This window comes from Pseudomonas sp. TE3552 (assembly GCF_056278945.1).
Window position 1 is genome coordinate 1,709,442 of record NZ_JBWBQJ010000001.1, and the last position, 25,146, is coordinate 1,734,587.

A 25,146-nucleotide genomic window follows, 5' to 3' on the forward strand; every position below is an offset into this window, starting at 1 on the left:
TGAGTGTTCAGAAACTGGGCGATTTGTGGCGTTCGCCAGCAGCCGATCGCGAACAATATGGGCCATAGGGCAATGGCGAACAGCGCTTCGTTCGTGTGTGGATATTGGCTGAGTTGAACGTGACCAAGGCGGCTTCACGCCTTCACATCAGCCAGCCGGCAATGTCTACGCAGCTTTCACGCTTGCGCGAGCTTATGGGCGATCCGCTGTTGGTCCCAATCCAAAAAGGCCGGAGCATGACCCCTACCGCCCGGGCTTTGGCGCTGCGGGGCCCTCTACGTTCGGCGTTGAAGACTCTTGGTTCTGTCATTCAGAGTGAGCTTGGATTCGATCCTTGGAACGACAAGAGGGTCTTTCGCATAGCCGCCTGTGATACAGCGTTGAGCACCATCTGTGAGCCGTTGATTACCTCGATCACTAAGCTCGCAGGTACCCAAATCCAGGTGTCTCTCAATGCCGTTGACCCTGGGCTCATAGGTCGGCAAATGGAGGAGGGTATCTTCGATCTGCTGATCGACTCAAGCCGCTGCACGTGGCCGAACTCGCCGAACGATCGGGCATGGCCAGCTCTACTCTGCATCACAACTTTCGCAAGCTGACAGGCACCAGCCCCGTTCAGTATCAAAAATCGTTACGGCTGCAAGCCGCGCGCAGCCTGATGTTGACCGATAGGGTCGACGTGAACACCGCTGCGTTGCGGGTAGGCTATGAAAGCGTCGCCCAGTTCAGCCGCGAATATGCCCGACGTTTCGGAGCTCCCCCCTCAAGAGATATCAAACACGCACGGAAACAGGGTGGAAGGCTCGACTAGCGACGCCACGGGTGATGAGAGTACTGAATTCCTTAGGCTCTTCGGAAGGACGGTTTGGTGATCCGGAACCTGGCGCGTTGACCACGCCAGGTCTGCCTCAGTTTGGCTGCGTCCAGACTGCATCCTTCACGTCCAGCCGTTTAGGCAACAGCTTGTTGGCATAAAACAGATCTGCCGTGACCTGCTGCGCTTCGATGATTTTTTCATCAATGGGAAGCACCGGTGATGGCGGCCGATTATCCACGTAACGAGCGATCACGGCTTCGGGCAGCCCCATGAATTGAGTCAGCACCTGAAGGCTTGCTTGCCGTTGGCTGCGAGTCAGGGCTTCGGCTGCGGTAAGCTCATCGAGCAGTGCGTGCAGGAAAGCACCGTGGCTTTGGGCATAGTCGCGCCGGGCGGTGTAGACCGGGCCGGACAGGCCCAACCCTTCACCGTTGGCGAGTACGCGGCCGCCGTTCTGGCTCAGGGCCAGTGACGCGTAGGGCTCCCAGATCGCCCAGGCATCGACGCTGCCTTGTTCGAATGCCGCTCGTGCATCTGCGGGAGGTAGATAGATCGGCTGGATGTCTTTGTAGCTCAGACCGGCCTTGTTCAAGGCGCGCAGGATCAGGTTGTGTGAGCTGGAGCCTTTCTGGAAGGCGATTTTCTTACCTTTGAGTTGGGCGACGTCATGCAGCGGGCTGTCACCGCGCACCAGGATGGTTTCGGCCTGGGGTTTGGCCGGCTCGGCGCCGATGTACACCAGATCGGCGCCGGCCGCCTGGGCGAACAGCGGTGGGATGTCACCCGTAGAGCCGACGTCCAGCGCGCCGATGTTCAGTGCTTCGAGCATCTGCGGCCCGGCCGGGAATTCGATCCACTTGACGGCGGTCTGTCCGAAGCGTTTTTCCAGGAGACCGTGTTCCTTGGCAAGTACCAGAGCGATCGAGCCCTTCTGGTAACCGATCCTCAGCGTCGCGGGGTCCGCCGCGGCAGCGATGTGGGTCAGGCCGAGCAGGGCAAGACCTGCACAGATTTTTTTCAGAAAACTCATCGTCGTCTCTCTTTGCTGTGCCGGAACTGTTGAGGCCGTTCCCGGCATTGGAAGGGTTGCTTGTCAGGTTGATACGAAGCTGTTGCCCGGGCGCGCCAGTCCAAGATTTTCCCGTAGGGTTCGGCCCTCGTATTCACGGCGAAACAGCCCCCGCCTTTGCAGTTCGGGCACCACTTGCTGCGCGAAGTCTTCCAGCCCACCGGGCAGGTGTGGGACCAACACGTTGAAACCGTCCGCCGCGTCGCTTTCGAACCAGTTCTGCAATTCATCGGCAATTTGTCCCGGTGTGCCGATCAGGCTGTAATGTCCACGGCCGCCGGCGATTCTGCGGCCCAATTGCGCCAGGCTGAGGTCTTCCGAGCCGGCCAGGTCGGTCAGCAGTTTCTGTCGGCTTTGCTGGCCGCTATCGGTCAGCGGGAGCTCAGGCAATGGGCCGTCCGGCGGGTAACCGGCTAAATCGAAGTTGCCCAGCATGCGCCCAAGCAGGGCGATGCCGACTTCGGGCTCGACCAGCGCCTGGAACTCTTCGAACTTCTCCCAGGCTTGCGCTTGCGTCTCACCGACCACGACAAATACCCCCGGCATGATTTTCAGCGAGTCAGGATTGCGTCCGAACGCTTCCAGGCGGCCCTTCAAATCGGCATAGAAAGCCTGGGCATTGGCCAGTGATGTCTGCGCGGTAAACACCACTTCAGCGGTTTGCGCCGCCAGCTCCCGGCCGGTTTGTGAAGCGCCGGCCTGGACGACTACCGGCTGGCCTTGTGGGGAGCGGGCAACGTTCAGCGGACCTTTGACTTTGAAGTATTCGCCGCTGTGATCCAGGATATGCCGCTTGCCTGGGTCGTAGTACTGACCCGAAGCCTTGTCTCGGATGAAAGCGTCATCTCCCCAGCTATCCCAGAGGCCGGTGACGACTTGGTGAAATTCCCGGGCGCGACGGTAGCGCTCGGCGTGACCGATGTGTTCTTCGCGGCCGAAATTCGCCGCTTCCGCAGCAGCGTCGGAAGTCACCAAATTCCAGCCCGCGCGGCCTCCGGACAGGTGATCCAGGGAGGCGAATTTACGCGCCACATGGTAGGGCTCGTTGTAGCTCGTCGTGGCGGTAGCGATCAGTCCGATGTGCTCGGTGACTGCGCTCAGGGCCGACAGCAAGGTCAACGGCTCGAAATGATCCGAGCGCGCCATGCGGCTGGCCGCTTCACCCGTCGCCGCGGCGACGCTGTCGGCGACAAACAAGGCATCGAATCTGGCTGCTTCAGCGATCTGGGCCAGATGTTTGTAATGCTTGAAATCCAGCCCTGCATCGGCCGGAACCTGCGGATGGCGCCACGCCGCGACGTGGTGCCCGGTGGCCATCAGAAAAGCGCCCAGTTTGAGTTGGCGGGTTGTGCGGGTCATAGCCAGTTCCTTGATCAATCGTCGAGCGCGTGCAATGGCTCAAAAATCCTTGCGCACTTGCACGCCGAAATAACGCTCGTCGTCCCGGGGCACAGCCCGGTAGATGTAGTTCCCACCACTGGCTAACAGCGGTGAGTAGGACTTGTCGGCGAGGTTCTTGCCCAGCAGCGCTACGCGCCAGCCTTCGTTGTAATCGGCCAGGGCAATGCTGGCATTCCAGATGCCGTAGGCGCCCTGTTTGGTATTCGGATTTTGGCTGATGTCGTATTGCACTTCGCTCTGCCAGCTGTAGTCGGTCCCCAGTTCAATATCCAGGCCGTTGTCCAGGGGAACGCTGTAGTCGGCGCGCACGTAACTTTTCCAGTCCGGGGTGTACGGCAGTGGTTTGCCGTTGACGTTGCACGAAGCCGCTGCGCCCGCTGGGCAGGCAAACTCGTCGATCCGCGCGCGGGTGTAGGCCAGGGCGCCGGATAACTTGAGTTGTTGAGTCGCCTGCAAGGTGTAATCCAGTTCGACACCTTCGGTACTGACGCTGCCAGCATTGATCAGGCGCGTCACCACTTGACCTGCGACGGTGTCGAAAAAGTTTGCCTGGTAGTTGTCGTAGTCGCTGTGGAACACCGCCAGATTGGTGGTCAGGCGATTGTTCCATGAGGTCGCCTTGATGCCGACCTCCCAGGTGTTGGAGGTTTCCGGTTTCAGCGCTTCGGTATCGCGTGGTTGCATGTTGAAGAACACGTTGTAGGCCGGGCCTTTATAACCTCGCGAATAGGTCAGGTAGGTAGTGACCGCGTCGCTCAAGTCGTACTGAACGCCGAGCCGACCGGACCAGCCGTCTTCGTCCACCGAGCCGGAGCTGCTGGTGTCCGGCTGAATGCCGCTGACAGCGGTGGCCGAGGTGGAAACACGGCGGTGATCGTATTCCAGATCGTCGTGAGTCCAGCGCAGGCCGGCGATGCCGCGAAAGTCCGAAGTGAAATTGAGGGTGCTTTCGCCGAACACCGCATAGCTGTCACTGGTGGTGCTGTAGTCGGCGACGCCACGATTGACGGTGGTGAGGGTGGTCAACGTGCGTCGGTAGGTTTCCTCGTCCTTGCCGTGCATGTAGAACAGGCCGCCTACGTATTCGAGAAACTGGCCCTTGGGCGAGGCCAGACGCAGCTCCTGGGAATATTGGTTGTAATCCAGCTCGCCCTTGTCGGCGGTGCCGGGGAAAGCTGCAGTGATGGTGCTGAGACGGTCGCCGTCCTGGTATTGGGTGTTGTCCCAGCCGCGCCAGGCGGTGATGGATGTCAGGGTGTGGTCGCCGAGGTTCCAGTCGAGCTGGCCGGACAAGCCCTTGTTGACGTCTTCCACATGGCTGCGGGTGTCGGTGTTGATGTCACGGTTATCGCTGCTGGCCCGCACCGGGTTCAAGGCATTGGCGAACGCCGGGGTCAGGGCCTTGGTGACGACCCCGTTGGGCGCATCGTCGTGGGACTGCATGTAGTCGGCCGCGAGGGTGAAGGTGACGTCGTCGTTGGGAGTAAATGCCAATTTGCCGCGCACGCCCTTGCGGTTGTAGCCGTTGACTTCATGACCGTTGTGTTTGTTGTCGACATTCCCATCGTAGCTGCCGAACAGCGTGGTGACGGAACCGGTCAGGGTCTCCGGAATCAGGCTGCCGCCGATGCCGAAGCGGGTGCGGCTTTCATTGCCGCTGTAGTACGACTGGTCGATGTATCCGTGGGTCTCGGTGCCGGGCGCCTTGGTCACGATGTTCAGCACCCCGGCCGAGGCATTCTTGCCGAACAGCGTGCCCTGCGGGCCGCGCAGCACTTCGATGCGTTCCAGATCGAGAAGGTCAAGGGTGGCCTGGCCAGGACGGCCGTAAACCACGCCGTCGATCACTGTCGCCACCGTTGGTTCGACGCCGGGGGAGGTGGAAATGGTCCCGACCCCGCGGATGAACAGCGAGGTGTCTTTGTTCGACGCGCCGGTACGGAAATTCAGCGACGGCACCTGTTGGACGATACTGGCGACGCCGTTGCGGTTGTCACGCTCCAACTGTTCGCCGTCCACCACCGAAACCGCCACCGGAACTTTCTGCAGGGATTCTTCGCGGCGGGTGGCAGTGACGGTGACTGCCTCCAGGGTCATCGGTTGAACCTGGGCGGCTGCGGTACTGTCCGCAGCAACGGCATAGGGTAGTGGTAACGCTGTGAGCCCAGCCAGTAACAGGCCCAAATGCTGCTGGCGTGGCGTGGCGGCGCGTATCGACCGCGACAGTTTCTGTTGTTCCCCAAGAATGTAATGCATCGTTGTGCCTGCTTGGAAGTTGCCCTGAACCGCCGCTGACCTTTAGCCACGGCGCCTTGAATTTGTCTTGGGGCATTCGCTCGAGCGAGTAGCAGACAAAACGCTTTGGTAGCGCTACCATCATCAGTATTGAGAAAACCGTTATAGATCGTCAAATACTAAAAAATTATCTTTATATGCTTTTAACTTATTAACAAGGATCCCTCCTTGAGTATTAAAAAGACTCCAGGACGCAAGCGCCGCGGCGCCGGACGCGTGACATTGAATACGGTGGCCATGCACGCCGGCGTCTCGGCTATCACCGTCTCGCGTTATTTCAACCAGCCGGAGCAGGTCTCACCCGAGCGTCGCGAGCGGATCGCGGCGGCGGTCAATGAGCTGGGTTATGTGCCGAATCTGGTGGCTGGTGGGCTGGCGTCGGCGCGGGGCAAGATCGTGGCGATGGTGATCCCGAACATCTCCGGCCCAATCTTCGCCAACACCCTTCAAGGCTTCAGCGACACCCTCAGCCTGCACGGTTATCAGCTGCTGCTGGCATCGAGTTATTTCTCCCTGGAACAGGAGGAAAACGCGGTTCGGGCGTTCCTTGGCTGGTCACCGGCGGCGCTGGTGCTGACCAGCCACTACCACAGCGCCGGCACGGAAAAGATGATCGCGGAGGCGGACATTCCGGTAATTGAAACCTGGGATTACCAACCTGAACGTGAACCGGTGCAGATCGGTTTTTCCCACTATGAAGTCGGTGTGACAGCCGTTCGTTATCTGCACGGCAAGGGTTATCGACGCATCGCTTTTGTGCAGAACAGCATGGTAGGAGACCTCAGCGCGCAGGAGCGTTGCAATGGTTATGCCGCGACGTTGCTGGCGTTGGAGCTGGAGCCTTGGGTGTTCACGCCGGACGCCGGCCGGGCTCCGTTCGAAGCAGGCAAGCAAGCCATGGATGCATTGATGAGCGAGGCCTTGCGTCCCGACGCGATCATTTTCGCCAACGATAACCTTGCTGCCGGTGGCTTGTTGGCCGGAAAAAGGGCCGGGCTGAACATCCCCGAAGATTGCGCTGTGTTTGGTTTTGGCGATTATCCTTTTGCCGAAATGCTGTTGCCGAGCCTGAGCACTATCAAGCCCCCGGCGCTTGAAATCGGCGTTCTGGCCGCCACACGTGTACTGGAGAGTCTGGGCCGCCTGCCCGTGGAGGATGACGTGCCGCGATTGAATCTGCTGGCGTGTCGTTTGATCGAGCGCGAGAGTGCGTGAATGGCAGAAGCCATCGCGCGAGGGAGCTTTGCGCAACAACGTTGCAATCCGGCGACGCCGGTTAGGGCAACTCGAGTGTCGTAGAGTCTTTAAAATCAGAAATTCAATCCGGCTGAAACGGCGATGCGCTGAGCACCACGCCTGTTTCGTCGACGTACTGCTGCCAGTGGCCAATCAAAGTGGCCAGCTTGTCCGGTTGACTCAAGGCCAGGTCATGGATCTCGCCAGGGTCCTGGCCCAAGTCATACAGCTGCCAGGTTGCCGGCCCCCGCGGGGCCGGGGATGTACACGGCTTTCCACTGGCCCTGGCGAATCGCGCGACGGCCAAACAGCTCCCAGCCGGTGACCGTGTGTTCGTCGTGCACCTCGGCGGTCTCGCCCGACAGGAAGCCCAGCCACGATTTGCCGCGCAACGGCGCCACGGGCTTGTCGCGCCACTGCTTGCCGGGATGGTGTACGCCGGCCAGGTCCAGAATGGTCGGTGTAATGTCCATCACTGTGCCGAACCCATGGCTGATGCGCCCCTTGAGCGACAGCTGGGGGTAATGCACCAGCGCCGGCACACGAATCCCTCCCTCGGTGGTAAATGCCTTGAACAGCCGCGACGGCGCCGTTGCCACCTGTGCCCACGACGGCCCGTACCAGACGTAGGAGTTGGCGCGGCCGATGTTGTCCAGGCTGTTGTCGTAATGCTGGTTGAGGTAGGTAAGCAACTGTGGCCCGAACTTGGGGAAAGCCTCCAGCAACGCACCTTCGGCGCCGTTGTCGGACATGAACACAATGAACGTATTGTCCAATTGCCCTTGCTGGCGCAGGTACTCCACCACCCGGCCAATGTTCCAGTCCATGCGCTCGACCATCGCCGCATACACTTCCATGGCACGCGCCGACACTTGACGCTGCTCGTCGGTCAGGGCGGCCCATTGGGTGTTCAATTCGATCAGCGGATGGGGCTCGACATCGGCGTCGATCAACCCCAGAGCCTTGAGTTTTGCCAGGCGCTCCAGGCGCAGTACTTCGGGGCCGGCGTCGTAGCGGCCACGGTATTTTTCAACAATGTCGGCGGGTGCCTGTAGCGGCCAGTGCGGTGCGGAAAACGGCAAGTAGGCAAAGAATGGCCGGGTCTGGTCGCGCTCCTTGAGGTACTGCAGCAGCTTGTCGCCGAAGGCATCGGAGGAATAGAAATCCTTGGGCAGTTGCTCGACGAAGGTTTCGTCCTCGATATACAGCGCCGGAGTGGATTTGAGCAGGCCCGGTGTGTGCTCGTCATAGGTCGGCTCGAAACCGTAGTGGTTGGCCGCCCCCGGCAACAACGAGAACGAACGCTCGAAACCACGAGCGTGAGGCGCCAGTACGGCGGTCAGGCCCAGGTGCCATTTGCCGCTCATCAGCGTCTGGTAACCGGCTTCGCGCAGCAGCTCCGGCAGCGCCACCACCTTATCGTTCAGGTAGCCTTCGTAGCCGGGCTTGCCGATCAGCTCCGGGGTGAGCGCCTCGGCCATGGTGCCGATGCCAGCGATATGGTGGTCGGTGCCGGTCAACAGCATCGAGCGCGTTGGCGAGCAGGTGGGCGCGGTGTGGAAGTCGGTCAAACGCAGGCCGTTGAGTGCCAGGGCGTCCAGGTGCGGCGTGGCAATTTCCCCGCCAAACGCGCCAAGGTCGGAGAAGCCCATGTCATCGGCCAGGATCACTAGAAAATTGGGACGTTGCGGCATCAAGGCGTTCCTCATTAGCAGGCGGTCTTTTAGCAGGCAATAAAGGCCAGTGGCAGGTCGCGGATCTGTTCGCGCACCGGCGGCTGGTAATGGTCATCGCTGGTCAATTCGTGCAGCAGCTGTTCGCGCAACTGGTGGAATTCGAAGCTGCTGCGTTGGCGTGGATGGGGCAGGGCAACTTCGACGACTTGCTTGATCCGCCCGGGCCTTGGCTCCATCACCACCACACGGTCGGCGAGAAAAATCGCTTCTTCCACATCGTGGGTCACCAGCACCGTAGTGATCTTGGCGCGGTCACGAATCGCCAGGAGTTCGTCCTGCATCTGCTGGCGGGTCAAGGCGTCGAGGGCGCCAAAGGGCTCGTCCAGCAGCAGGATGCGCGGGCTGGCCACCAGTCCCCGGGCAATCGCCACCCGTTGCGCCATGCCGCCGGATAACTGGTGAGGATAGGCGCGGGTGAAGTCGCTAAGGCCCACCAGCTCGATAAAATCGCTGATACGCCGGTCACGTTCAGCCTGGCCGATGGGCTCGTTGACCAGCCCCAGGCCGATATTTTCCGCGACGGTCAGCCAAGGGAACAAACGGTGCTCCTGGAACACGATGCCGCGCTCGCCGCCGATGCCGCTGACCGTTTGGCCGTCGACGCGAATCTCGCCGCGAAACTGGGTGTCGAGCCCCACCAGCAGGCGCAACAGGGTGGATTTGCCACAGCCGCTGGAGCCGACAATCGCGACGAATTCGCCTTCGGCAATGTCCAAGTTGAATTCTCGAATAGCCTCCAACTCGAAGCCGTCGACGTCAAAGGACTTGCCCACATGGTTGAAGCTGACAATCGGTGCGTTCATGCGTGTCTCCAGCGGGTGGCGCGGGTTTCGATGCGTTGGCCGATCAAGTTCAGGGCTGCGCCGGTGAGACCGACCAGGAGCATGCCGCTCATGATCAGGTCCATGCGCAGCAGTTGTTGGGCGCCGATCATCAGGCTGCCGATACCGCCGTTGGACGGCATGAAATATTCCGCACCGATGGTGCCCAGCCAGGCGTAGATCAGGCTCAGGCGCAGACCGGCGAAAATGCCCGCAGCAGCGCCTGGCAATATCAGGCGGCGCAGCCGCTGGGTCAGACCCAGACGCAGCACCTGCGCGGCCTCGCTGAGCTGTGGCGAGAGGTTCAGCACGCTGCGTTGAGTGGCGATAAACAGCGGGAAAAACGCCGCGAGGGCGATAAACACCCACTTGGCCAATTCACCCAAACCAAACCAGGCGGTGAGCAGCGGCACCCAGGCGAAAATCGCGATCTGTCGCAAGGCTGCCAGGGTCGGCCCCAGCACCCGTTCACTGTGGCGCGACAGCCCCAGCCACAGACCTAGCGCAAACCCGAGGCCGCCGCCGAGCAGCAATCCGCCCAGGGTACGTCTCAGGCTTGTGCCCAGGGCGCCGCTCAGGCTGCCGTCCAGTACACCCGCGGCGGTGGTGTGCAGCACGACCCAAGGGCTGACCAGAATGTTTGCGTTTACCCAAGCCTGTTGCGTCGCCACCTGCCACAGAGTCAGCAGCAGCAGGGGCAGCAGCCACGGTTGCAGGCGCTGCCAGCCTTGATAGCGCGGGCCGCGTCGAATCTGCGCGGTGGCCGGATGCGGCCAGTGCACCCATTTGTGGTCCAACCAGCCAATGCCGCGATCCATCACCACGCCGAGTACGCCGATGATCACGATGCACACGAAGACGATATCGAGCATGAACAGTTGGCGCGCCCAGACCATCAGGTAGCCGATGCCTTCGCTGGAGGCCAGCAACTCCACCGCCAGCAATGAGGTCCAGCCGGCCGCCAGGGCCAGGCGCACGCCGGCCATGAATGCCGGCAGTGCGGCGGGCAGGATCAGGCGGCGGATCAACAGGTGGGTGGGCAGGCGCAGTACGCGGGCGGCTTCCCGTAGATGGGGTTGGGCGTCGCGTACGCCCACCAGGGTGTGCAGGGTCACGGGCACCACGATCGCTTTCACCAGCACCACCAGTTTCAGGGTCTCGCCGATGCCGAAAAACACCATGAACAACGGGATCCAGGCCAGCGTCGGCACTTGCGACAACGCACTGAACGTCGGAAACACCAGGCGCTCGGCGCGCGCACTGAAGCCTAGCAGTGCCCCCAGCAACGCCCCACTGCCAATGCCCGCCAACAGCCCCCAGAACAGGCGTTGCAAGCTGATTGTCAGATGGCTCCACAGCTCGCCGCCGGCCAGTTCCACCGCGCTGCTCCATACCAGCGACGGCGGTGGCAGAATCTGCTCGCTCATCCAGTGATGGCGGCTGCCCAGCCACCACAGCGCGGAAAGCGCCAAAGGCAGCAGCCATGGCAGCAGACGTTCATTGAGTACCGGCCAGTGCGGGGTGGCGCTGGGGGCCGCGAGCGGTAGGCTCAAAAGTGAAATTCGGGCCATGGAGGACCTCCGTTGTCGCCAATGGCGTTATCTGATTTTGATCTTATAAAAATGCAATCAAGATGATTGAGGGATAAGAAAAATCATTTAAAGCCTCTGTCCTGCACGCATCCAATGCATTCGAAGAATATTTTCCATGCTGTTTATGCATAGTCCTCTGGGGCCAGCGTTTTAACTTGCATAGGTCTAAAAGCTATTAAAGTGTGAATTTATAGTATTTAAAGTTTTGCTCAGCCTGTGCCTACTTTCTGCTCCCCAGGCGACCCTCGCCCACAAGGAGCTGCGCTTATGAAATTGCCTTTTAAACGTCTGATCACTCTGTTCGCGGGCACTGCGTTGGCCGGGCTGGTGCATGCTGCCGAACTCAAGGAAATCCGCATTGCCGTGCCCGACCTCAGTGCTGGCAGCCAGCACAGTGGCGGCGGCATAACGGATGTGTTGCGCGAGCAGCAGATCTTCGAGAAAGCCTTTGCCGACCAAGGCATCAAGATTCAGTGGAATTACTTCAAGGGCGCGGGCCCGGTGATCAACGAAGCCTTCGCCAATGGCCAGGTGGACCTGGCCTACCTGGGCGATCTGGCAGCGATCATCGGCCGTTCCAATGGCCTGTATACCCGCCTGCTCAGTGCCACCGCACGGGACATCAAGCAGTACCTCGGCGTGGTGCCGGGCTCGGGCATCAAGACCTTGCAGGACCTCAAGGGCAAGCGTGTCGCAGTGTTTCGCGGCACGGCCAGCCAGTTGTCGTTCGACGCCGCGTTGGCCAGCCAGGGCTTGAGTGAAAAGGATCTGAAAGTCATCAACCTGGATTACAACGCAGCCGGTGCCGCCTTGGCCGCCAAGCAGATTGATGCCACTTGGGGCGGCTCGAACTTGACCGCATTGCAAGCCAAGGGGCTGGCGGAAATACCGTTGACCACCAAGGACCTCGGTGGCGCCGGCAGCGTGCAGGCGGTGTTGGTGGGCAGCAAACAGTTCGTCGACGAGCATCCCGACGCGGTGGCCAAGCTGCTCAAGGCCCAGCAGCAAGCGGTGCAATGGTTGACCGATGACAACAACAAGCAGGCCTACATCCAATTGGTGTCGGGGCTGGCCAGTTACCCGTCGCTGATCCTGACCAATGACTTGAAAGACCAGACCCTCAGCGAGATTTTCCCGTCGACCCTGGACCCGGTGTTCCTGGGCAAATTACAGGGTGCGGTCGACCTGGCGTCGAAGGAAAAGCTGATTCGCAGGCCGTTCCAGGTGAGTGATTGGGTGGCGCCGAATCTGGCCGCAGCGGGGCTCTGAGTCTGGTGGTGTCTGGGCTTGTTCGCGAAGAGGCCGGTTAGACCGCCACACTCACCTCTTGCCGATCCACTTCCAGCAACGTCTCGATCATCGCCTTCGCCGCTGGCGACAAGCGTGAACCGGTGCGACTGACGATGCCGCAGCGGGCGCTCAGGGTGTCCATGTTCTGTGGCAGGTTGCGCCAGTGCAGCAGCACCAGCGTGCCTTGGGCGATGTCGTCGGCGAAGGCTTCCTCGGTGCCCACGCCGATGGCATTGGACTGCAACACGATCTTGGTCAACGCCGGGAAATGTTCGGTCTGGATGCTCGGTGAGAAATCCATGCGCCCGCTGAGGTTCGCCAGCAGTTTGCGAATGCCCTGGGAGATCAGCGGCGCCGCCAGGGGGTAATCGAACATGTCGTTGGTCGACAGGCTGTCCTTGGCCAACAGCGGGTGCCCAGGCCTGCAGAAAAACACCCCACGCTTGGGCGTTAGCGCGCGGGTCTGGAAATTCGGGTCGGTTTCGAACTGACGAATGTCGGCGATAAAAAATTCGATCTCTTCGCGGCTCAGGGCGCGGCTGAGTTTTTCCCAGTTGTCCACCTGGAAACTGGTGCGGATTTTCGGGTGGGCGGTGATAAAGCGCGCCACGGCGTCGGGCACCAGTTTCACGGCGGGTGCCGGGCCACAGCCGAAGCGCAGGTCGCCGGCGTCGAGCTTGGTCATGCGCGTCACTTCACTGCTGAGCAAGGCTGCGCCATGCACCAGAGTCAGTGCGTGTTGCAGCACCACCTGCCCCTCGGGCGTGGGGCGCAGATCCTTGTGGCCACGGTCCACCAGTACACAGCCGAACTCTTGTTCCAGCCCCTGGATGCTGCGGCTGAACGCCGGCTGGGTGATGCCCATGGCGTCGGCCGCGCGTACGAAACTGCGGTGTTCGTTAAGGGCGATGAAGTAGCGCAGTTGGCGAAGATCCATATGCTTTCCCTGCATTTTAAAAATAGGTCGAAGGCATTTGCGACCAAGGGAGCAGAGGTTTTAAATGCAATCTATTATTCCGTCAACGATGCATTTATTAGTTTGCTAGATCAAAATTGCATATTAATAGAGCGTTGCCGGGAAGCGTTCCCACCATCAGCAGGCACATGAGGGTCACCACAATGAGCAACGCCGCATTAGCTGTTCAACCCATCGCCCAGGCACTGGACATTCACCCGGTCGCTGGCCGCATCGGTGCCGAGATCCGTGGCATCAGATTGTCCGGCGATCTGGATGCCGCCACCGTCGAAGCCATCCAGCAGGCGCTGGTGCAATACAAGGTGATCTTCTTCCGCGAGCAGACCCACCTCGATGACCAGAGCCAGGAAGCCTTCGCCCATCTGCTCGGCGAGCCGATTGCCCACCCGACGGTGCCGGTACGCGACGGCACGCGCTTCCTGATGGAGCTGGACGGTACGCGCGGCCAGCGCGCCAATTCCTGGCACACCGACGTGACCTTCGTCGATGCCTACCCAAAAGCCTCGGTGCTGCGTTCGGTGCTGGCGCCCAAGTCCGGTGGCGACACCGTTTGGGCCAATACGTCCGCCGCCTATAACGACCTCAGCGTCGAGTTGCGTGCACTGGCCGACACCCTGTGGGCGGTGCATAGCAACGAATACGACTACGCCGCGATCAAGCCGGATGTGTCGGTAGAACGACTTGAGGAATATCGCAAGGTGTTCACTTCCACGGTGTACGAAACCGAACACCCGGTGGTGCGTGTGCATCCGGTCAGCGGCGAGAAAACCCTGTTGCTGGGGCATTTTGTCAAACGTCTCAAAGGATACTCACAGGCGGAGTCGATCCAACTGTTCAACCTGTTGCAAAGCTACGTCACGCGCCTGGAAAACACCGTGCGCTGGCGCTGGAGCACCGGTGACGTGGCGATCTGGGACAATCGCGCGACCCAGCATTACGCCGTGGACGACTACGGCACCCAGGAACGCGTCGTGCGCCGGGTCACCCTCAAGGGCGATGTGCCGGTAGGGGTGCAAGGGCAGTCGAGTAAAACCACCAAGGGTCTCTAAGCCGGCGCAGATTCAACTGTGTGGACAATGTGGCGAGGGAGCTTGCTCCCGCTGGGGTGCGAAGCCCCCCAGAAGCCGGCGACTGCTGCGCAGTCGAACGGGAGCAAGCCTCCCTCGCCACAGGAATCTCACCCCATTGATTTGCGTCGTTTACCAGACGCCGATTTGCACCACTTTCTCCGCCTCAGGCTCACCATAACGAAACCGTTGGCCACGCAGATCGATCTCTGCGTGGCTGATGGTGGTGCGCCGCTTCAGCCCACGCAGCCACTCGAACAGATACCCCAGATGGGTTTCGCGCACCTCGGCATAGGCCGGGTCGTTGCCCAGGTCGTGCAATTCCTGCGGATCGTTCTCCAAGTCGAACAGTTGTGGACGAAAGCCGTCGTAGGCCAGGTACTTCCAGCGTTCGCTGCGCACCATGGTCATGCGGCAGCGGTCGATGGGTTGTGCCAGGCGTTCGCGGGCCGGGGCCTGGAAGGCGTAGTCGTATTCGGCGATGGCGTAGCGGCGCCAAGTGATGTCGTGAGCGTGCAGCAGTGGGATCAGCGAACGGCCTTCCAGGCGATGGTCGGCAGCGGGCAGGCCCAAGGCGTCGAGGAAAGTCGGCAGGGCGTCGATGGTTTCGACCAGGCGTGCGTCCACCGTGCCACGGCTGATATCGGCAGCGGCCCGCGGGTCACGTACGATCAGCGGAATGCCCACCGCAGGCTCCAGCAAAAATTCTTTCTCGCCAAGGAAGTGATCGCCGAGGAAGTCGCCATGGTCGCTGGTGAACACGATCAACGTGTCGTCCCAGCGGCCATTGCTTTGCAGAAAATCGAACAAGCGCCCGAGTTGATCGTCGATCTGTTTGATCAGACCCATGTAGGTGGGAATCACCGTGAGCCGCACCTCGTCACGGGAAAAATTCAGACTCTCCTGATGCTGGCGGAACGCGTGATACACAGGGTGATCGCTGGTTTGTCCAGGCTGTATGGGCGCCTGGATATGCTCGGCCCCGTACAACGCGTGATACGGCGCCGGGGCGATGTAGGGCCAGTGCGGCTTGATGTAGGACAGGTGCAGGCACCACGGTCGCTCAGCTTGCTCGTGGATAAAGTCGATGGCGCGGTCGGTGGTGTAGACGGTTTCCGAGTGCTGCTCAGCGACTCGCGCGGGTCGCCCGGCGTTGCGCATGTGCCAGCCGCTGAGCACCTCGCCGTTTTCACCTTCTGCCGCGTTCGCCCATTCGTGCCACGGGTTGGTGCCGCTGTAGCCCTGCTCGCGCAGGTAATGGGTATAGGGCGCGGACTCGCGCTTGTCGTCGAACAGCGGGCTGTCGGGGTAGATGCCGTCATGACGGAAGTAGGCGTCGAAGCCGACTTCATTCAGCGGCTCTGCCTGCACGCTGTCGGGGTCGATGTTCAGGCGCTGCAACGCCTCCAGGTTAGGCGTGGCGTGGGTCTTGCCCACCAGCACCGTGCGGATGCCGTGGGGGCGCAGGTAGTCGCCGATGGTCAGTTCTTCCAGGGGCAACGGCACCGCGTTCCACGCCACCTGATGACTGCTGACGTAGCGCCCGGTATAGGCCGACATGCGCGAGGGGCCGCAAATGGTGCCCTGGGTATAGGCGCGGCTGAAACGCACACCGGCGGCGGCCAGGCGGTCGATGTTCGGCGTGTGCAGATGGGCGTGGCCGTAGCACGACAGGTAATCGCGGCGCAGTTGGTCGCACATGATGTACAGCACGTTGCGGACGGTTTGGGGGGCAGACATGGTGCTCACCGAATGGGGGACAGGTGAGGTTTTTTCGCTGTTTGGATGGGTGGGTGGCAAGTGCATTTGGGGACTGGGTTTGATGCAGTCAATGCATGGGTGTTGCTGCCGGCGTTTTCGCGAGCAAGCTCGCACCGTTGAAACGCATTCCAAATGTGGGCTTGCTCGCGAAAGCGCCGGTTCAGACAGCAAGATTCTCCAGCGCGCGCACACCCTCATCCTGTTCATCGATCTGCTTGATCTGCTCGATCATCGCCTCCGCCAGCGGCGATAACCGATACCCCGCACGACTGACGATGCCATAGCGGGTGTAACGCTCCTCCAGGTCTTCGGCCAGACCATCGATCGTCAGGCACACTAACTCGCCGCGGGCCATGTGCAGCACATCACTGTTGGCGCTGACGATGCCGATGGCGTCGGAACGCAGCACCACACCCATCAGGCTGTAGCCGTTCTCGCATTCGACATTGGGCAGGTAATCGGGCCGGCCACTGAGGTCAACGATGACTTTGCGCAGGTTCGGCGGGCGGATGGTCACAGCCAGTGGGTAACTCATCAATTGCGCGGCCGTCACGCTGTGTTGCTGCGCCAGCGGATGGCCGGCGCGGCAGCAGAAATACCATTTGCGCGGCCGCAAGCGGTAGGTGTGGTAGTCCGGGTGGGCTTCGAAGTGGCGGGTGTCGGCGACGAAGAATTCGAATTCTTCGCTGAGCAGGCGTTTGCCCAGGCTTTGCCAGTCATCCACCTGGAACTGCACACGGGCCTTGGGGTAGCGCCCGATAAAACTGCCAATGGCCCGGGGTATCAATCCCGCCGCCGGCGCCGGGCCGCAACCGAAGCGCAATTCGCCAGCTTCCAGGCTATTGAACTGGCTGATCTCGTTGGCCAGTTGCTGCGCGCCACTGACCAGGCGCCGGGCATGTTCGAGCAATACCTGGCCTTGCTTGGTGGGGGCCAGGTCTTTGCGGCCGCGATCCACCAGTTGGCATCCGGCGCTGTGTTCCAGGGCCTGGATGCTGCGACTGAACGCCGACTGCGACAGGTTCACCGTCAACGCCGCCGCGACAAAACTGCGTTGTTCGGCAAGGGCGATGAAGTGGCGAAGTTGGCGCAGATCGATATGCATTTTTCACATCAAAAATATCGAGGAAATGCATTGGCTATGCATCAGGTCGACTCCTTATAAAGGCTATCTCTTATGCAGTAAATGTTCGTTAAAGCATAAATAAATAACCTAAGGGAATATCAGGTGATGGATATTTCCGGGTTCCGGAGCCGCTTATGAGTCTGTTGAAGCCCGCTGTACCTTGCTCTCCCTGGAGGCTAAAACGCCTGCCCCTGGCAATGTTGCTGGCGGGCAGTGCCAGTTGGACACCCAGCCACGCGGCCGAACCCGCACCCTCGAGTGAAAGCGCCAGCGGCCAACTGGAAACCGTCACGGTGACTGCCCGACGGCGTACGGAAAGCGCCCAGGAGGTACCCACGCCGATGAGCGTGATCGGCGGCCAGGCCCTGGAAAGCCAGCGGGTCTATCGGATTCAGGATTTGCAGCAACTGGTTCCCAGTGTCAACGTGGCCTATATGCATGCGCGCCAGTCCAGCGTGTCGATTCGCGGCCTGGGCAACAATCCGGCCAGCGATGGCCTGGAAGGCAGCGTGGGCTTGTATATCGACAACGTATACCTCGGTCGGCCGGGGATGGCGGTGTTCGACCTGATGGACATCGAACAGCTTGAGGTGTTGCGTGGCCCCCAGGGCACGTTGTTCGGCAAGAACACCACGGCCGGCGTGATCAATATCAGCACACGTGCGCCGAGTTTCACCCCGGAGCGCAGCATCGAAACGTCGCTGGGCGAGGACGGTTACTTCCAGACCAAGGGCACGATCTCCGGCCCGCTGACCGATGAACTGGCGGGGCGTTTCTCGGCCTATCGCACGCGCAGCGACGGTGACATCAAGAACGAATACGACGGCCATGATCTCAACGGCGGCTCCCGTCAGGGCTTTCGCGGGCAACTGCTGTACAAGCCCAGCGAGGCGTTCAACCTGCGCTGGATCGGCGACTACAACGAAGAGGACTCCAGCGCCGGCACCCGCGTGCTGTACAGCACCGGGCCGACCATCAATGGCACCAACCTCTACCAGTCGCGGGCGGCCGCTGCGGGGGCAACCCTGGTCGATGGTACCCATCGCAAGGTCAACCTGGACAGCGACCAGCGCGTCACCGTGTTCCAGGGCGGCACCTCCCTGGAAGCCAACTGGACGTTGCCGAGCGATTTCACCCTGACCTCGGTCAGTTCCTATCGCTTCTGGAATTTCACCCCGCGCAACGATGACGGCCTTAACGTGCCGGCATCGTATAACGGCGGCGTGTCGGTGGAAGACAAGCAGTGGTCCCAGGAATTTCGCCTGGCATCGCCCACCGGTGGCTTCTTCGACTACGTGCTGGGTGCCTACTACTTCGGCAACTCGCTGGACAACAAATCCTTCGTCTCTTACGGGCCCCAAGCGGATATCTGGAACGGCACGCCCGCAGGCGCATTGGCCAACGTCAACACCGTGGGCAACGGGCACATCCGCACCGACAGTTTCGCCCTGTTTGCCCAAGGCACCTGGCACCTCACCGAGCGCCTGGATTTCACCGCAGGCTTGCGCGGTACCTATGAAGAAAAAAGCGCGTGGGTTACGCGTAACAACCCGGTGGGCGGTGCGGCCGTCACGGGCGCTGCCGCGACGGCTCGACGTAACCGCACTGGTGCCTATGACTCCGGCAACCTGACGCAATACAGCGCCAGCCCTTCGGGTTTGCTCAACCTGAGCTACCGCTTAAACGAAAACCTGCTGGGCTATGCGACCTTGTCCCACGGCGAGAAGTCCGGTGGGGTCAACCTCGTGGTCGGCTCCGCACCGACTGCCGGGGCGGACTCGCTGCTGGTCGGCACCGAGCGCGCCAACAATGCCGAGCTTGGCTTCAAGAGCACGCTGTGGGACCGACGCCTGCAGCTCAATGCCAACCTGTTCTGGACGCAGGTCAACGGTTACCAGACCAACGCCTATGACCAGAACAACCGGGTGCAGTACCTGACCAACGCCGGTTCCGTGCGCTCGCGCGGTGTGGAAGTGGAAAGTACCTGGCTGCCGATCAAGGGCCTGACGCTGAACCTCAACGGCTCGTTCAACGATGTGCGCTACCTGAGCTACAAGGATGCGCCGTGCCCGCCGGAAGTCAGTCTGCGCCCAGGGGCGCCGGCTTCCTGCGACCTGAGCGGGCACCCAGTGGTGGGGGCGTCGAAGTGGATCGCCAATGCCAACGGCGAGTACAAGTGGAACCTGGATAGCGGCTTCGAACCCTACGTCACCGGCAGCTATGCCTTTCGCTCCAAGGCCGTGGGCACGGTGGAGGATTCCGACTACGGACAGATTCCCGCCTACGCCGTGGTCAACCTGTCCACCGGCTTGCGCGGCAACTATGAGCAGGGGCAGTGGGACGTGTCGCTGTGGCTGAAAAACGCCTTCGACAAAACCTATTACACCACCCTGTGGACCGGCGGTAACGGCGGGTACGAAGGCCTGTTGGGGAGCCCGCGCACGCTAGGGGTGACCGGACGCTACGACTTCTAGCCCATGCGATAGGTGGCCGGGTTGAACACTCGCATCACCCGCAGCATCGCCAGCGCCGTCACCTTGTGCGCAAACAACCCTGTTGAGCCATGCCTTTACTGAATATTTTGCATGCCTGAAAAAGCATTGAAAAACCGTATCCCGGCGCCAGGCCACGCGGGCCGTGGCTTTGGCGTATGCGCGGATTTCACTTATTCATATTAGGTCTATGTATAACTTTAAAGATTACTTTAAGGAATAAGCGTCTAGCCCCGATGATTTAGCCCTCGACGGCCTTCCACGCAGGCCTGTCGATTTTTGTTTTAAAAAACCGTAGGGAGTGAATCAATGGGCAATGTCCAGGCCGCCGCCAGTGCACACGAGGCGCAATGGCGCCAGGCACCGAGTGGTGAGTTGGTCGACCTTGGCCAGCCGCACCGTGCGCCTCTGGGGCAGCTGCGTTTGCAGCGTCCCCCCAAGCGCTTTTCGAGTCGGCGCGAAGGGATTCTGCTGGGGGTGCTGGTATTGGCCCTGCACGGTGCGGTGATTTATTGGGTGAGTCAGAAGCCCAACCCGGTACTGCCGATCGTGCCGCCGGAAATCCCACCGATGACCATCGAATTTTCCCAGCCCGCGCCGTCGGTAGTCGAACCGTCGCCGCCCGTGCTGCCAGCGCCGCCACCTGTGGTCGAGCCACCGCCGCCAGTCGTGGATGAGTTGGCCGCCAAGCCGGCGCCGAAAAAGATTCCGAAATCCAAACCGGTACTCAAGCCTTTGCCTAAGCCAGTAGCCAAGCCGGTGGAACAACCGCCTGCGCCGTCAACGGCTGCGTCACCGGCTCCGGCGCCAGTCGCACCACCCGCACCGGCTCCGGTAACGCCCGCTTCGGCCAACGCCGCGTACCTGAAGAACCCTGCGCCCGAATACCCAGCATTGGCCCAGCGCCGGGGTTGGGAAGGCACGGTGTTGTTGCGGGTGCAGGTACTGGCCAGCGGCAAACCGGGTGAGATCCAGATCCAGAAAAGCAGTGGTCGCCAGCAACTCGACGACGCCGCACTGGCCGCCGTGAAACGTTGGAGTTTTGTGCCGGCCAAGCAGGGCGATGTGGCCCAGAACGGCTGGGTCAGCGTACCCATCGATTTCAAGATTCACTAACTATTGCTGCGGGGTGTTGCACACGCCGCGATTTGTTCAGAGGGAAAACATCATGGCATTAGCATCTCCACTTGAATCCATCGAAAGCGCGGTGATCTGGCTGCTGGTGGCCTTTTCGGTCGCAACCTGGGGCCTGGCCTTGCTCAAGGGCGTGCAGTTCGGTCGCCTCAAGGTCCAGGATCGCAAGTTCCACAAACAGTTCTGGGGGGCGTCGAGCCTTGACTCGGCCGCTGAACTGGCCGAAACCCAACCCGGCGCCGCTGCCCGTGTGGCCCAGGCCGGTTATGCCGCGATCCAAGTCAGTGATGGACCCCACGCTGCCGACCTGAGTCAGGCCATCAACCACCAGGACCGCCTCGAACGCGCCCTGCGCCAACAGATCGTACGGGAGCGGCGCTCCCTGGAAACCGGCCTGGCCGTGGTCGCCAGTATCGGCAGCACCTCGCCGTTTATCGGGCTGTTTGGCACCGTGTGGGGGATCATGGAAGCGCTCAAGGGCATCAGCGCTGCCGGCTCCGCCAGCCTGGAAACTGTGGCAGGACCGATCGGTGCGGCGCTGGTCGCCACCGGCGTGGGAATCGCCGTCGCGGTACCTGCGGTGCTGGTTTACAACTATTTCCTGCGTCGTCTGAAGCTCACCGCGGCCGATCTTGATGACTTTGCCCACGACTTCTACAGCCTCGCGCAGAAAAATTCATTCCGCGTGCTGCTGCACCCAACGCTGAACAAAACACGCGCCGGCAATCCGCAAAAAGTGAAGGAGGCGTCCTGACATGGCCTTCTCTACACAAGACAATGATGAGGTGCTGAGCGAGATCAACGTCACGCCATTGGTGGACGTGATGCTGGTGCTGCTGGTGGTGTTCATCGTCACCGCGCCACTGCTGACCAACGCGATCCCGATCAACCTGCCGAAGACCGAGTCGGTGGCGCCGGTGGAGCAGAAAGATCCGCTGGTGGTGAGCATCGATGATAAGGGTAAGGTGTTCATCAACAAGAACGAGATCCAGACGGATCTGCTGGAGTTCAATCTACAGGCGGCCAAGACGAAAAACCCCGATGTGCGGGTGCAACTGCAGGCGGACAATGGGGTGAATTATGGTGAAGTAGCGCGGGCGATGGCCTCGATCGAGCGGGCTGGGATTACCAAGCTGTCGGTAATTACGGCGAAATAGGACTCGGGTTTATTGCATTGGATGTGGGGCGGTGGATGATGGGGGAGGCTGCGTTTGGCGAGCGAACTCCGCTAGCTGTTTGACTCAACAAAGCTATCCACAAAATGAGTGGGTATATCTGTGGATAATGACTCGAAAAGCGCAGAGCGCAGAGCTAGTCATGTGTTGGTCATTAATTGAGCATGTAGCGAGTGCCGCCGAAAAGTTTCAGCGTCTTTGTAGTGGCGAGAGGCACGGTCCCGCAGTGTTGCAATTTCAAGCGCTTTAGCATCGGACAGGAGTGCCGATAGGTTGGGAGAAGAGCGCTTTTGCTCTGACACTCTTAAACCCGGATCAATGCATATGCAGGATATTTCCCGCTTGAACCAATCTATTGCTCCATCCGAAACTGAAGGTAAGCCACCGAACTGCAAGGGAAGATCGAGCTTGCCCGGTTGAATCTGCAGCCAGGCCGTGAGTATCCATTGTTCATCTGCGCCCGAGTCTGGGACTGGGCCTCGGCGCTGTTTCTTCCACTGTAAATAAGCGACGTCCTTGTCGCCATTGCAGCGAATCGAACGTCAGCTGCATGCGAAGTACCATCATTTGAGCTGATGCGTTGTCGTACAACTGAATGAGCTATGATGCGTAATCATTCGAAAAACCGAGATTTTTGTTTTTGATGGACAAACTGAACATCCAACCCAGTGTTCGCCGCAGGCACCGAAGTCTGGCGGAGGAGTTGGTGACCGAACTTTCCCGGCGTATTTGCAGCGGTGAGCTCGCCCGTGCGACAAAGCTGCCCACTGAATCTCAGGTCATGGAAGAACATGGTGTCAGTCGCACGGTGGTGCGTGAGGCTATATCGCGCCTTCAAGCGGCAGGCCTGGTGGAAACCCGGCATGGCATCGGCACGTTTGTTCGGGACATCCCGAGCCCGAGCGGTTTTCGAATCGACCCGGCCAGCATTCTCACGTTGCAGGATGTGTTGGCGGTGCTTGAGCTGCGCATCAGCCTGGAAGTGGAGGCGGCCGGCCTGGCCTGCGTACGCCGTACCGACCAGCAACTGCAACTGATGCGTGACTCGCTGGACGCCCTGAACTCCAGGGCGGTCAGTGTCGAATATGCGGTGTCCGCGGATTTCCAGTTTCATCAGCAGATCGCGTTGGCCACGGGTAACCGCTATTTCACCGACATCATGTTGCATCTTGGGGTCAGCATCCTCCCCCGCGCGCGCCTGCATTCCACACGAGTGGTCAATGACAACAAGGAACCCTATCTGGAACGTCTGAGCCGCGAGCATGAAGACATCTATAAGGCGATTGTCCGGCGGGATGCCGACGCCGCTCGGGCGGCGATGCGCCTGCACTTGTCCAACAGCCGCGAGCGAATGCGGCGCGCTTATGAGGCCGCAGAAGCCGAGGCGTTGAACGACTGAACGCAGGCCTCAGGCTCGTGCCATGGGGTCGGGCAGGCCTTTAACGCCCGGATTCAAGGCGAACACACCGCCCGCTAATGGCTGGTCACTGAGGTCGATGCCTTGCGGGCGAATCGAGGTGACAAATAGCGTGTCGAGTCGGGCGCCGCCAAAGGCACACATCGTCGGTTTCTTCACCGGCAGTGGCAGCGAGCGATCCAGTTTTCCTTCGGGCGTGAAGCGCAGCACCAGGCCGGCATCAATCGCACAGATCCAATAGCAGCCCTCCGAATCCACGGCCGCGCCGTCCGGTCGACCCGGATGGGCGTTCATGTCGACGAAGTTACGGCGGTTGTGTGGCGTGCCGCTGTCGATGTCGTAGTCAAACGCCCAGATCTGCTGCCGGGTTAGGTGCGAGTCGGACAGGTACAGGGTTCTGCCATCGGGGCTGAAGGCCAGACCGTTGGGCACCACCAGACCTTCCACTTGCGCAGTAAGCTGACGGGTATCCGGATCGTAGCGATAGAGCACCCCGACCGCGTCGACGCCCATGTTGGTTTGCATCGTGCTGGCCCAGAAGCGTCCCTGGCGGTCGCAGCGTCCATCGTTGAAGCGCATCTGCGGCCGGGCATGCTCGACGCCGGCGAGTTTTTCGGCTCGCAGGCGTCCGTCAGTCTGAGGCACCAGTTTGAACACTCCACTTTCCTGCGCCCCCAACCAATGACCCGCCGGACTACGGGCGATGCAGGCGAGCATTTCGTCCGCCTGCCAACAGTCAGTCTTGCCATCTGGCTGCCAGCGGTGCAAGCGGCCCGCGGGAATATCCACCCAATACAACGCATTCTCCTGAGCTTGCCAGACCGGACTTTCGCCGGTTGCGTTGCGTGCGTCGACGATGAGTTCGGCATTCATTGGTGTGTTTCCGGCAGGTCACCGAACGGCCCGGCAGCCGTGAATGCTCCCCCTTGGAACAGGCTGTTGGGATCGTCAGCGGCAGGTTTGGGTTGTTGCTCAATCTGCGTGCGAAAGACCTCCGAACTGTCCTGCGGGGCAAAGCCCAGGTGGGCGGCATGGCGATTACTCCACCACTGATCACGATTGTTGGAAACACCGTAAACCACGCTGTGTCCGACATTGCTGGCCAGCAGGGCTCGAGCTACCAGGTGCTCCAGGTCCGGATAGCTGAGCCATGTCGAGAGCATTCGCAGGTTGCGCGGCTCCGGAAACGATGAACCGATCCGCAAACTCACCGTTTCGATGCCATAGCGGTGAAAGTAGAACGTCGCCATGTCCTCGCCGTAGGCCTTGGACAAGCCGTAATAGCCATCCGGTCGGCGCTGAGAGTGAGCATCCAGTTCGACGTCCTGCGGGTAGAAACCGGTGACGTGGTTGGAGCTGGCAAAAACAATTCGCTTGACCCCGTGTTGCCGCGCCGCTTCATAAATATGAAAGGTGCCGCGAATGTTGGCCTCGATAATTTCCTCGAAGGGCCGCTCCACTGAAATCCCGCCCAGATGGACGATGGCATCGACGTTTTTGACCAGCGCCGCGACTCCGGCCTTGTCGGCCAGGTTGCAGTTGATCACTTCGTCATACTGACCACGGCTGGGTGCCATAGGGCTGATGTCCGAGGCGCGGACAATTTCGGCGTGAGCCTGCAGGGTTTCTCTGAGGATCTGGCCCAGGCCGCCGGCGGCGCCTGTCAGCAGAATGCGGTTGAAGGGTTTAGGCGAGGCGGGTTGTGTGGTCATGGTCAGATCTTCCATTGAACGGTAGTGGC

General features: G+C 60.7%; 19 protein-coding genes and 2 pseudogenes. 10 read left to right on the plus strand and 11 right to left on the minus strand.

Annotation, left to right across the window (positions count from 1 at the left end):
- Positions 1-95 precede the first annotated feature (95 nt).
- The gene (locus tag ACZ9BB_RS07605; RefSeq protein ID WP_476213215.1) at positions 96-599 is read left to right on the plus strand and encodes a LysR family transcriptional regulator; all 504 of its coding nucleotides are present in this window, start codon (positions 96-98) and stop codon (positions 597-599) included.
- Positions 524-811: pseudogene (locus ACZ9BB_RS07610) on the plus strand (helix-turn-helix transcriptional regulator); the annotation flags it as partial. The gene ACZ9BB_RS07605 and the pseudogene ACZ9BB_RS07610, both read left to right, overlap by 76 nt.
- A gap of 97 nt (positions 812-908) precedes the next feature.
- Here the strand turns inward: ACZ9BB_RS07610 and ACZ9BB_RS07615 are convergent.
- The 3 genes from ACZ9BB_RS07615 to ACZ9BB_RS07625 all read right to left on the minus strand — a co-directional run bounded on the left by ACZ9BB_RS07615 (position 909) and on the right by ACZ9BB_RS07625 (position 5,543).
- Complete coding sequence (locus ACZ9BB_RS07615) at positions 909-1,847, minus strand: aliphatic sulfonate ABC transporter substrate-binding protein (protein ID WP_476213216.1); 939 nt, start codon at positions 1,845-1,847, stop codon at positions 909-911.
- Between the two features lie 63 nt (positions 1,848-1,910).
- The gene (locus ACZ9BB_RS07620) at positions 1,911-3,245 is read right to left on the minus strand and encodes an LLM class flavin-dependent oxidoreductase (RefSeq protein ID WP_476213217.1); all 1,335 of its coding nucleotides are present in this window, start codon (positions 3,243-3,245) and stop codon (positions 1,911-1,913) included.
- A 39-nt stretch (positions 3,246-3,284) separates the two neighbouring features.
- Positions 3,285-5,543, minus strand: coding sequence for a TonB-dependent receptor (locus ACZ9BB_RS07625; RefSeq protein ID WP_476213218.1), 2,259 nt, complete (start codon positions 5,541-5,543; stop codon positions 3,285-3,287).
- Between the two features lie 207 nt (positions 5,544-5,750).
- Here ACZ9BB_RS07625 and ACZ9BB_RS07630 point away from each other — a divergent pair, with 207 nt between their 5' ends.
- Positions 5,751-6,797 (plus strand): LacI family DNA-binding transcriptional regulator, encoded by a 1,047-nt coding sequence (locus tag ACZ9BB_RS07630; protein ID WP_476213219.1) that lies wholly within the window; start codon positions 5,751-5,753, stop codon positions 6,795-6,797.
- A gap of 103 nt (positions 6,798-6,900) precedes the next feature.
- Here ACZ9BB_RS07630 and ACZ9BB_RS07635 read toward each other — a convergent pair.
- The 3 genes and pseudogenes from ACZ9BB_RS07635 to ACZ9BB_RS07645 form a co-directional block, all read right to left on the minus strand.
- Positions 6,901-8,512, minus strand: a pseudogene (locus ACZ9BB_RS07635) (arylsulfatase).
- A 29-nt stretch (positions 8,513-8,541) separates the two neighbouring features.
- Positions 8,542-9,357: an ABC transporter ATP-binding protein gene (locus ACZ9BB_RS07640; RefSeq protein WP_476213220.1), complete on the minus strand. Its 816-nt coding sequence runs from the start codon at positions 9,355-9,357 to the stop codon at positions 8,542-8,544.
- Positions 9,354-10,946, minus strand: coding sequence for an ABC transporter permease (locus tag ACZ9BB_RS07645; RefSeq protein ID WP_476213221.1), 1,593 nt, complete (start codon positions 10,944-10,946; stop codon positions 9,354-9,356). Before ACZ9BB_RS07645 ends, ACZ9BB_RS07640 begins: the two co-directional genes overlap by 4 nt.
- Positions 10,947-11,234: 288 nt before the next feature.
- Between ACZ9BB_RS07645 and ACZ9BB_RS07650 the strand changes: the two genes are divergently transcribed.
- Entirely contained in the window at positions 11,235-12,236 is a 1,002-nt protein-coding gene (locus tag ACZ9BB_RS07650) for an ABC transporter substrate-binding protein (RefSeq protein WP_476213222.1), read from the plus strand.
- A 37-nt stretch (positions 12,237-12,273) separates the two neighbouring features.
- Here ACZ9BB_RS07650 and ACZ9BB_RS07655 read toward each other — a convergent pair whose 3' ends face one another.
- Positions 12,274-13,194 (minus strand): LysR family transcriptional regulator, encoded by a 921-nt coding sequence (locus tag ACZ9BB_RS07655; RefSeq protein WP_476213223.1) that lies wholly within the window; start codon positions 13,192-13,194, stop codon positions 12,274-12,276.
- Between the two features lie 182 nt (positions 13,195-13,376).
- Between ACZ9BB_RS07655 and ACZ9BB_RS07660 the strand changes: the two genes are divergently transcribed.
- Positions 13,377-14,282, plus strand: coding sequence for a TauD/TfdA dioxygenase family protein (locus tag ACZ9BB_RS07660; RefSeq protein ID WP_476213224.1), 906 nt, complete (start codon positions 13,377-13,379; stop codon positions 14,280-14,282).
- Positions 14,283-14,432: 150 nt separating this feature from the next.
- Here ACZ9BB_RS07660 and ACZ9BB_RS07665 read toward each other — a convergent pair whose 3' ends face one another.
- Together ACZ9BB_RS07665 and ACZ9BB_RS07670 are read right to left on the minus strand one after the other, a co-directional pair.
- Complete coding sequence (locus ACZ9BB_RS07665; protein WP_476213225.1) at positions 14,433-16,040, minus strand: alkaline phosphatase family protein; 1,608 nt, start codon at positions 16,038-16,040, stop codon at positions 14,433-14,435.
- A gap of 181 nt (positions 16,041-16,221) precedes the next feature.
- The gene (locus ACZ9BB_RS07670; RefSeq protein WP_476213226.1) at positions 16,222-17,166 is read right to left on the minus strand and encodes a LysR family transcriptional regulator; all 945 of its coding nucleotides are present in this window, start codon (positions 17,164-17,166) and stop codon (positions 16,222-16,224) included.
- 155 nt (positions 17,167-17,321) lie between these two features.
- Between ACZ9BB_RS07670 and ACZ9BB_RS07675 the strand changes: the two genes are divergently transcribed.
- The 5 genes from ACZ9BB_RS07675 to ACZ9BB_RS07695 all read left to right on the plus strand — a co-directional run bounded on the left by ACZ9BB_RS07675 (position 17,322) and on the right by ACZ9BB_RS07695 (position 23,387).
- On the plus strand, positions 17,322-19,661 hold the full coding sequence (locus tag ACZ9BB_RS07675; protein ID WP_476213227.1) for a TonB-dependent receptor: 2,340 nt from the start codon (positions 17,322-17,324) through the stop codon (positions 19,659-19,661).
- Positions 19,662-19,988: 327 nt separating this feature from the next.
- Entirely contained in the window at positions 19,989-20,795 is an 807-nt protein-coding gene (locus tag ACZ9BB_RS07680) for an energy transducer TonB (RefSeq protein ID WP_476213228.1), read from the plus strand.
- Between the two features lie 52 nt (positions 20,796-20,847).
- Positions 20,848-21,567 carry a MotA/TolQ/ExbB proton channel family protein gene (locus ACZ9BB_RS07685; RefSeq protein ID WP_476213229.1) on the plus strand — a complete coding sequence of 240 codons (720 nt, stop codon included), beginning with the start codon at positions 20,848-20,850 and terminating at the stop codon, positions 21,565-21,567.
- 1 nt (position 21,568) lies between these two features.
- Entirely contained in the window at positions 21,569-21,970 is a 402-nt protein-coding gene (locus tag ACZ9BB_RS07690; protein WP_476213230.1) for an ExbD/TolR family protein, read from the plus strand.
- A gap of 661 nt (positions 21,971-22,631) precedes the next feature.
- A complete protein-coding gene (locus ACZ9BB_RS07695; protein WP_008006407.1) occupies positions 22,632-23,387 on the plus strand; it encodes a FadR/GntR family transcriptional regulator in 756 nt (251 codons plus the stop codon).
- 9 nt (positions 23,388-23,396) lie between these two features.
- On the opposite strand, the gene ACZ9BB_RS07700 is transcribed toward ACZ9BB_RS07695, so the two are convergent.
- Complete coding sequence (locus ACZ9BB_RS07700) at positions 23,397-24,278, minus strand: SMP-30/gluconolactonase/LRE family protein (protein WP_476213231.1); 882 nt, start codon at positions 24,276-24,278, stop codon at positions 23,397-23,399.
- Positions 24,275-25,117, minus strand: a complete 843-nt coding sequence (locus ACZ9BB_RS07705) for an NAD-dependent epimerase/dehydratase family protein (RefSeq protein ID WP_476213232.1) — start codon at positions 25,115-25,117, stop codon at positions 24,275-24,277. Before ACZ9BB_RS07705 ends, ACZ9BB_RS07700 begins: the two co-directional genes overlap by 4 nt.
- Positions 25,118-25,146 lie beyond the last annotated feature (29 nt).

Bases quoted from the DNA above. Each gene is read 5' to 3' on its own strand.
- ACZ9BB_RS07705 (WP_476213232.1), bottom strand. From the start codon at position 25,117: ATGACCACACAACCCGCCTCGCCTAAACCCTTCAACCGCATTCTGCTG.
- ACZ9BB_RS07700 (WP_476213231.1), bottom strand. From the start codon at position 24,278: ATGAATGCCGAACTCATCGTCGACGCACGCAACGCAACCGGCGAAAGT.
- ACZ9BB_RS07650 (WP_476213222.1), top strand. From the start codon at position 11,235: ATGAAATTGCCTTTTAAACGTCTGATCACTCTGTTCGCGGGCACTGCG.
- ACZ9BB_RS07620 (WP_476213217.1), bottom strand. From the start codon at position 3,245: ATGACCCGCACAACCCGCCAACTCAAACTGGGCGCTTTTCTGATGGCC.
- ACZ9BB_RS07665 (WP_476213225.1), bottom strand. From the start codon at position 16,040: ATGTCTGCCCCCCAAACCGTCCGCAACGTGCTGTACATCATGTGCGAC.
- ACZ9BB_RS07640 (WP_476213220.1), bottom strand. From the start codon at position 9,357: ATGAACGCACCGATTGTCAGCTTCAACCATGTGGGCAAGTCCTTTGAC.
- ACZ9BB_RS07615 (WP_476213216.1), bottom strand. From the start codon at position 1,847: ATGAGTTTTCTGAAAAAAATCTGTGCAGGTCTTGCCCTGCTCGGCCTG.
- ACZ9BB_RS07690 (WP_476213230.1), top strand. From the start codon at position 21,569: ATGGCCTTCTCTACACAAGACAATGATGAGGTGCTGAGCGAGATCAAC.
- ACZ9BB_RS07660 (WP_476213224.1), top strand. From the start codon at position 13,377: ATGAGCAACGCCGCATTAGCTGTTCAACCCATCGCCCAGGCACTGGAC.
- ACZ9BB_RS07680 (WP_476213228.1), top strand. From the start codon at position 19,989: ATGGGCAATGTCCAGGCCGCCGCCAGTGCACACGAGGCGCAATGGCGC.
- ACZ9BB_RS07670 (WP_476213226.1), bottom strand. From the start codon at position 17,166: ATGCATATCGATCTGCGCCAACTTCGCCACTTCATCGCCCTTGCCGAA.
- ACZ9BB_RS07625 (WP_476213218.1), bottom strand. From the start codon at position 5,543: ATGCATTACATTCTTGGGGAACAACAGAAACTGTCGCGGTCGATACGC.
- ACZ9BB_RS07655 (WP_476213223.1), bottom strand. From the start codon at position 13,194: ATGGATCTTCGCCAACTGCGCTACTTCATCGCCCTTAACGAACACCGC.
- ACZ9BB_RS07645 (WP_476213221.1), bottom strand. From the start codon at position 10,946: ATGGCCCGAATTTCACTTTTGAGCCTACCGCTCGCGGCCCCCAGCGCC.
- ACZ9BB_RS07685 (WP_476213229.1), top strand. From the start codon at position 20,848: ATGGCATTAGCATCTCCACTTGAATCCATCGAAAGCGCGGTGATCTGG.
- ACZ9BB_RS07695 (WP_008006407.1), top strand. From the start codon at position 22,632: ATGGACAAACTGAACATCCAACCCAGTGTTCGCCGCAGGCACCGAAGT.
- ACZ9BB_RS07675 (WP_476213227.1), top strand. From the start codon at position 17,322: ATGAGTCTGTTGAAGCCCGCTGTACCTTGCTCTCCCTGGAGGCTAAAA.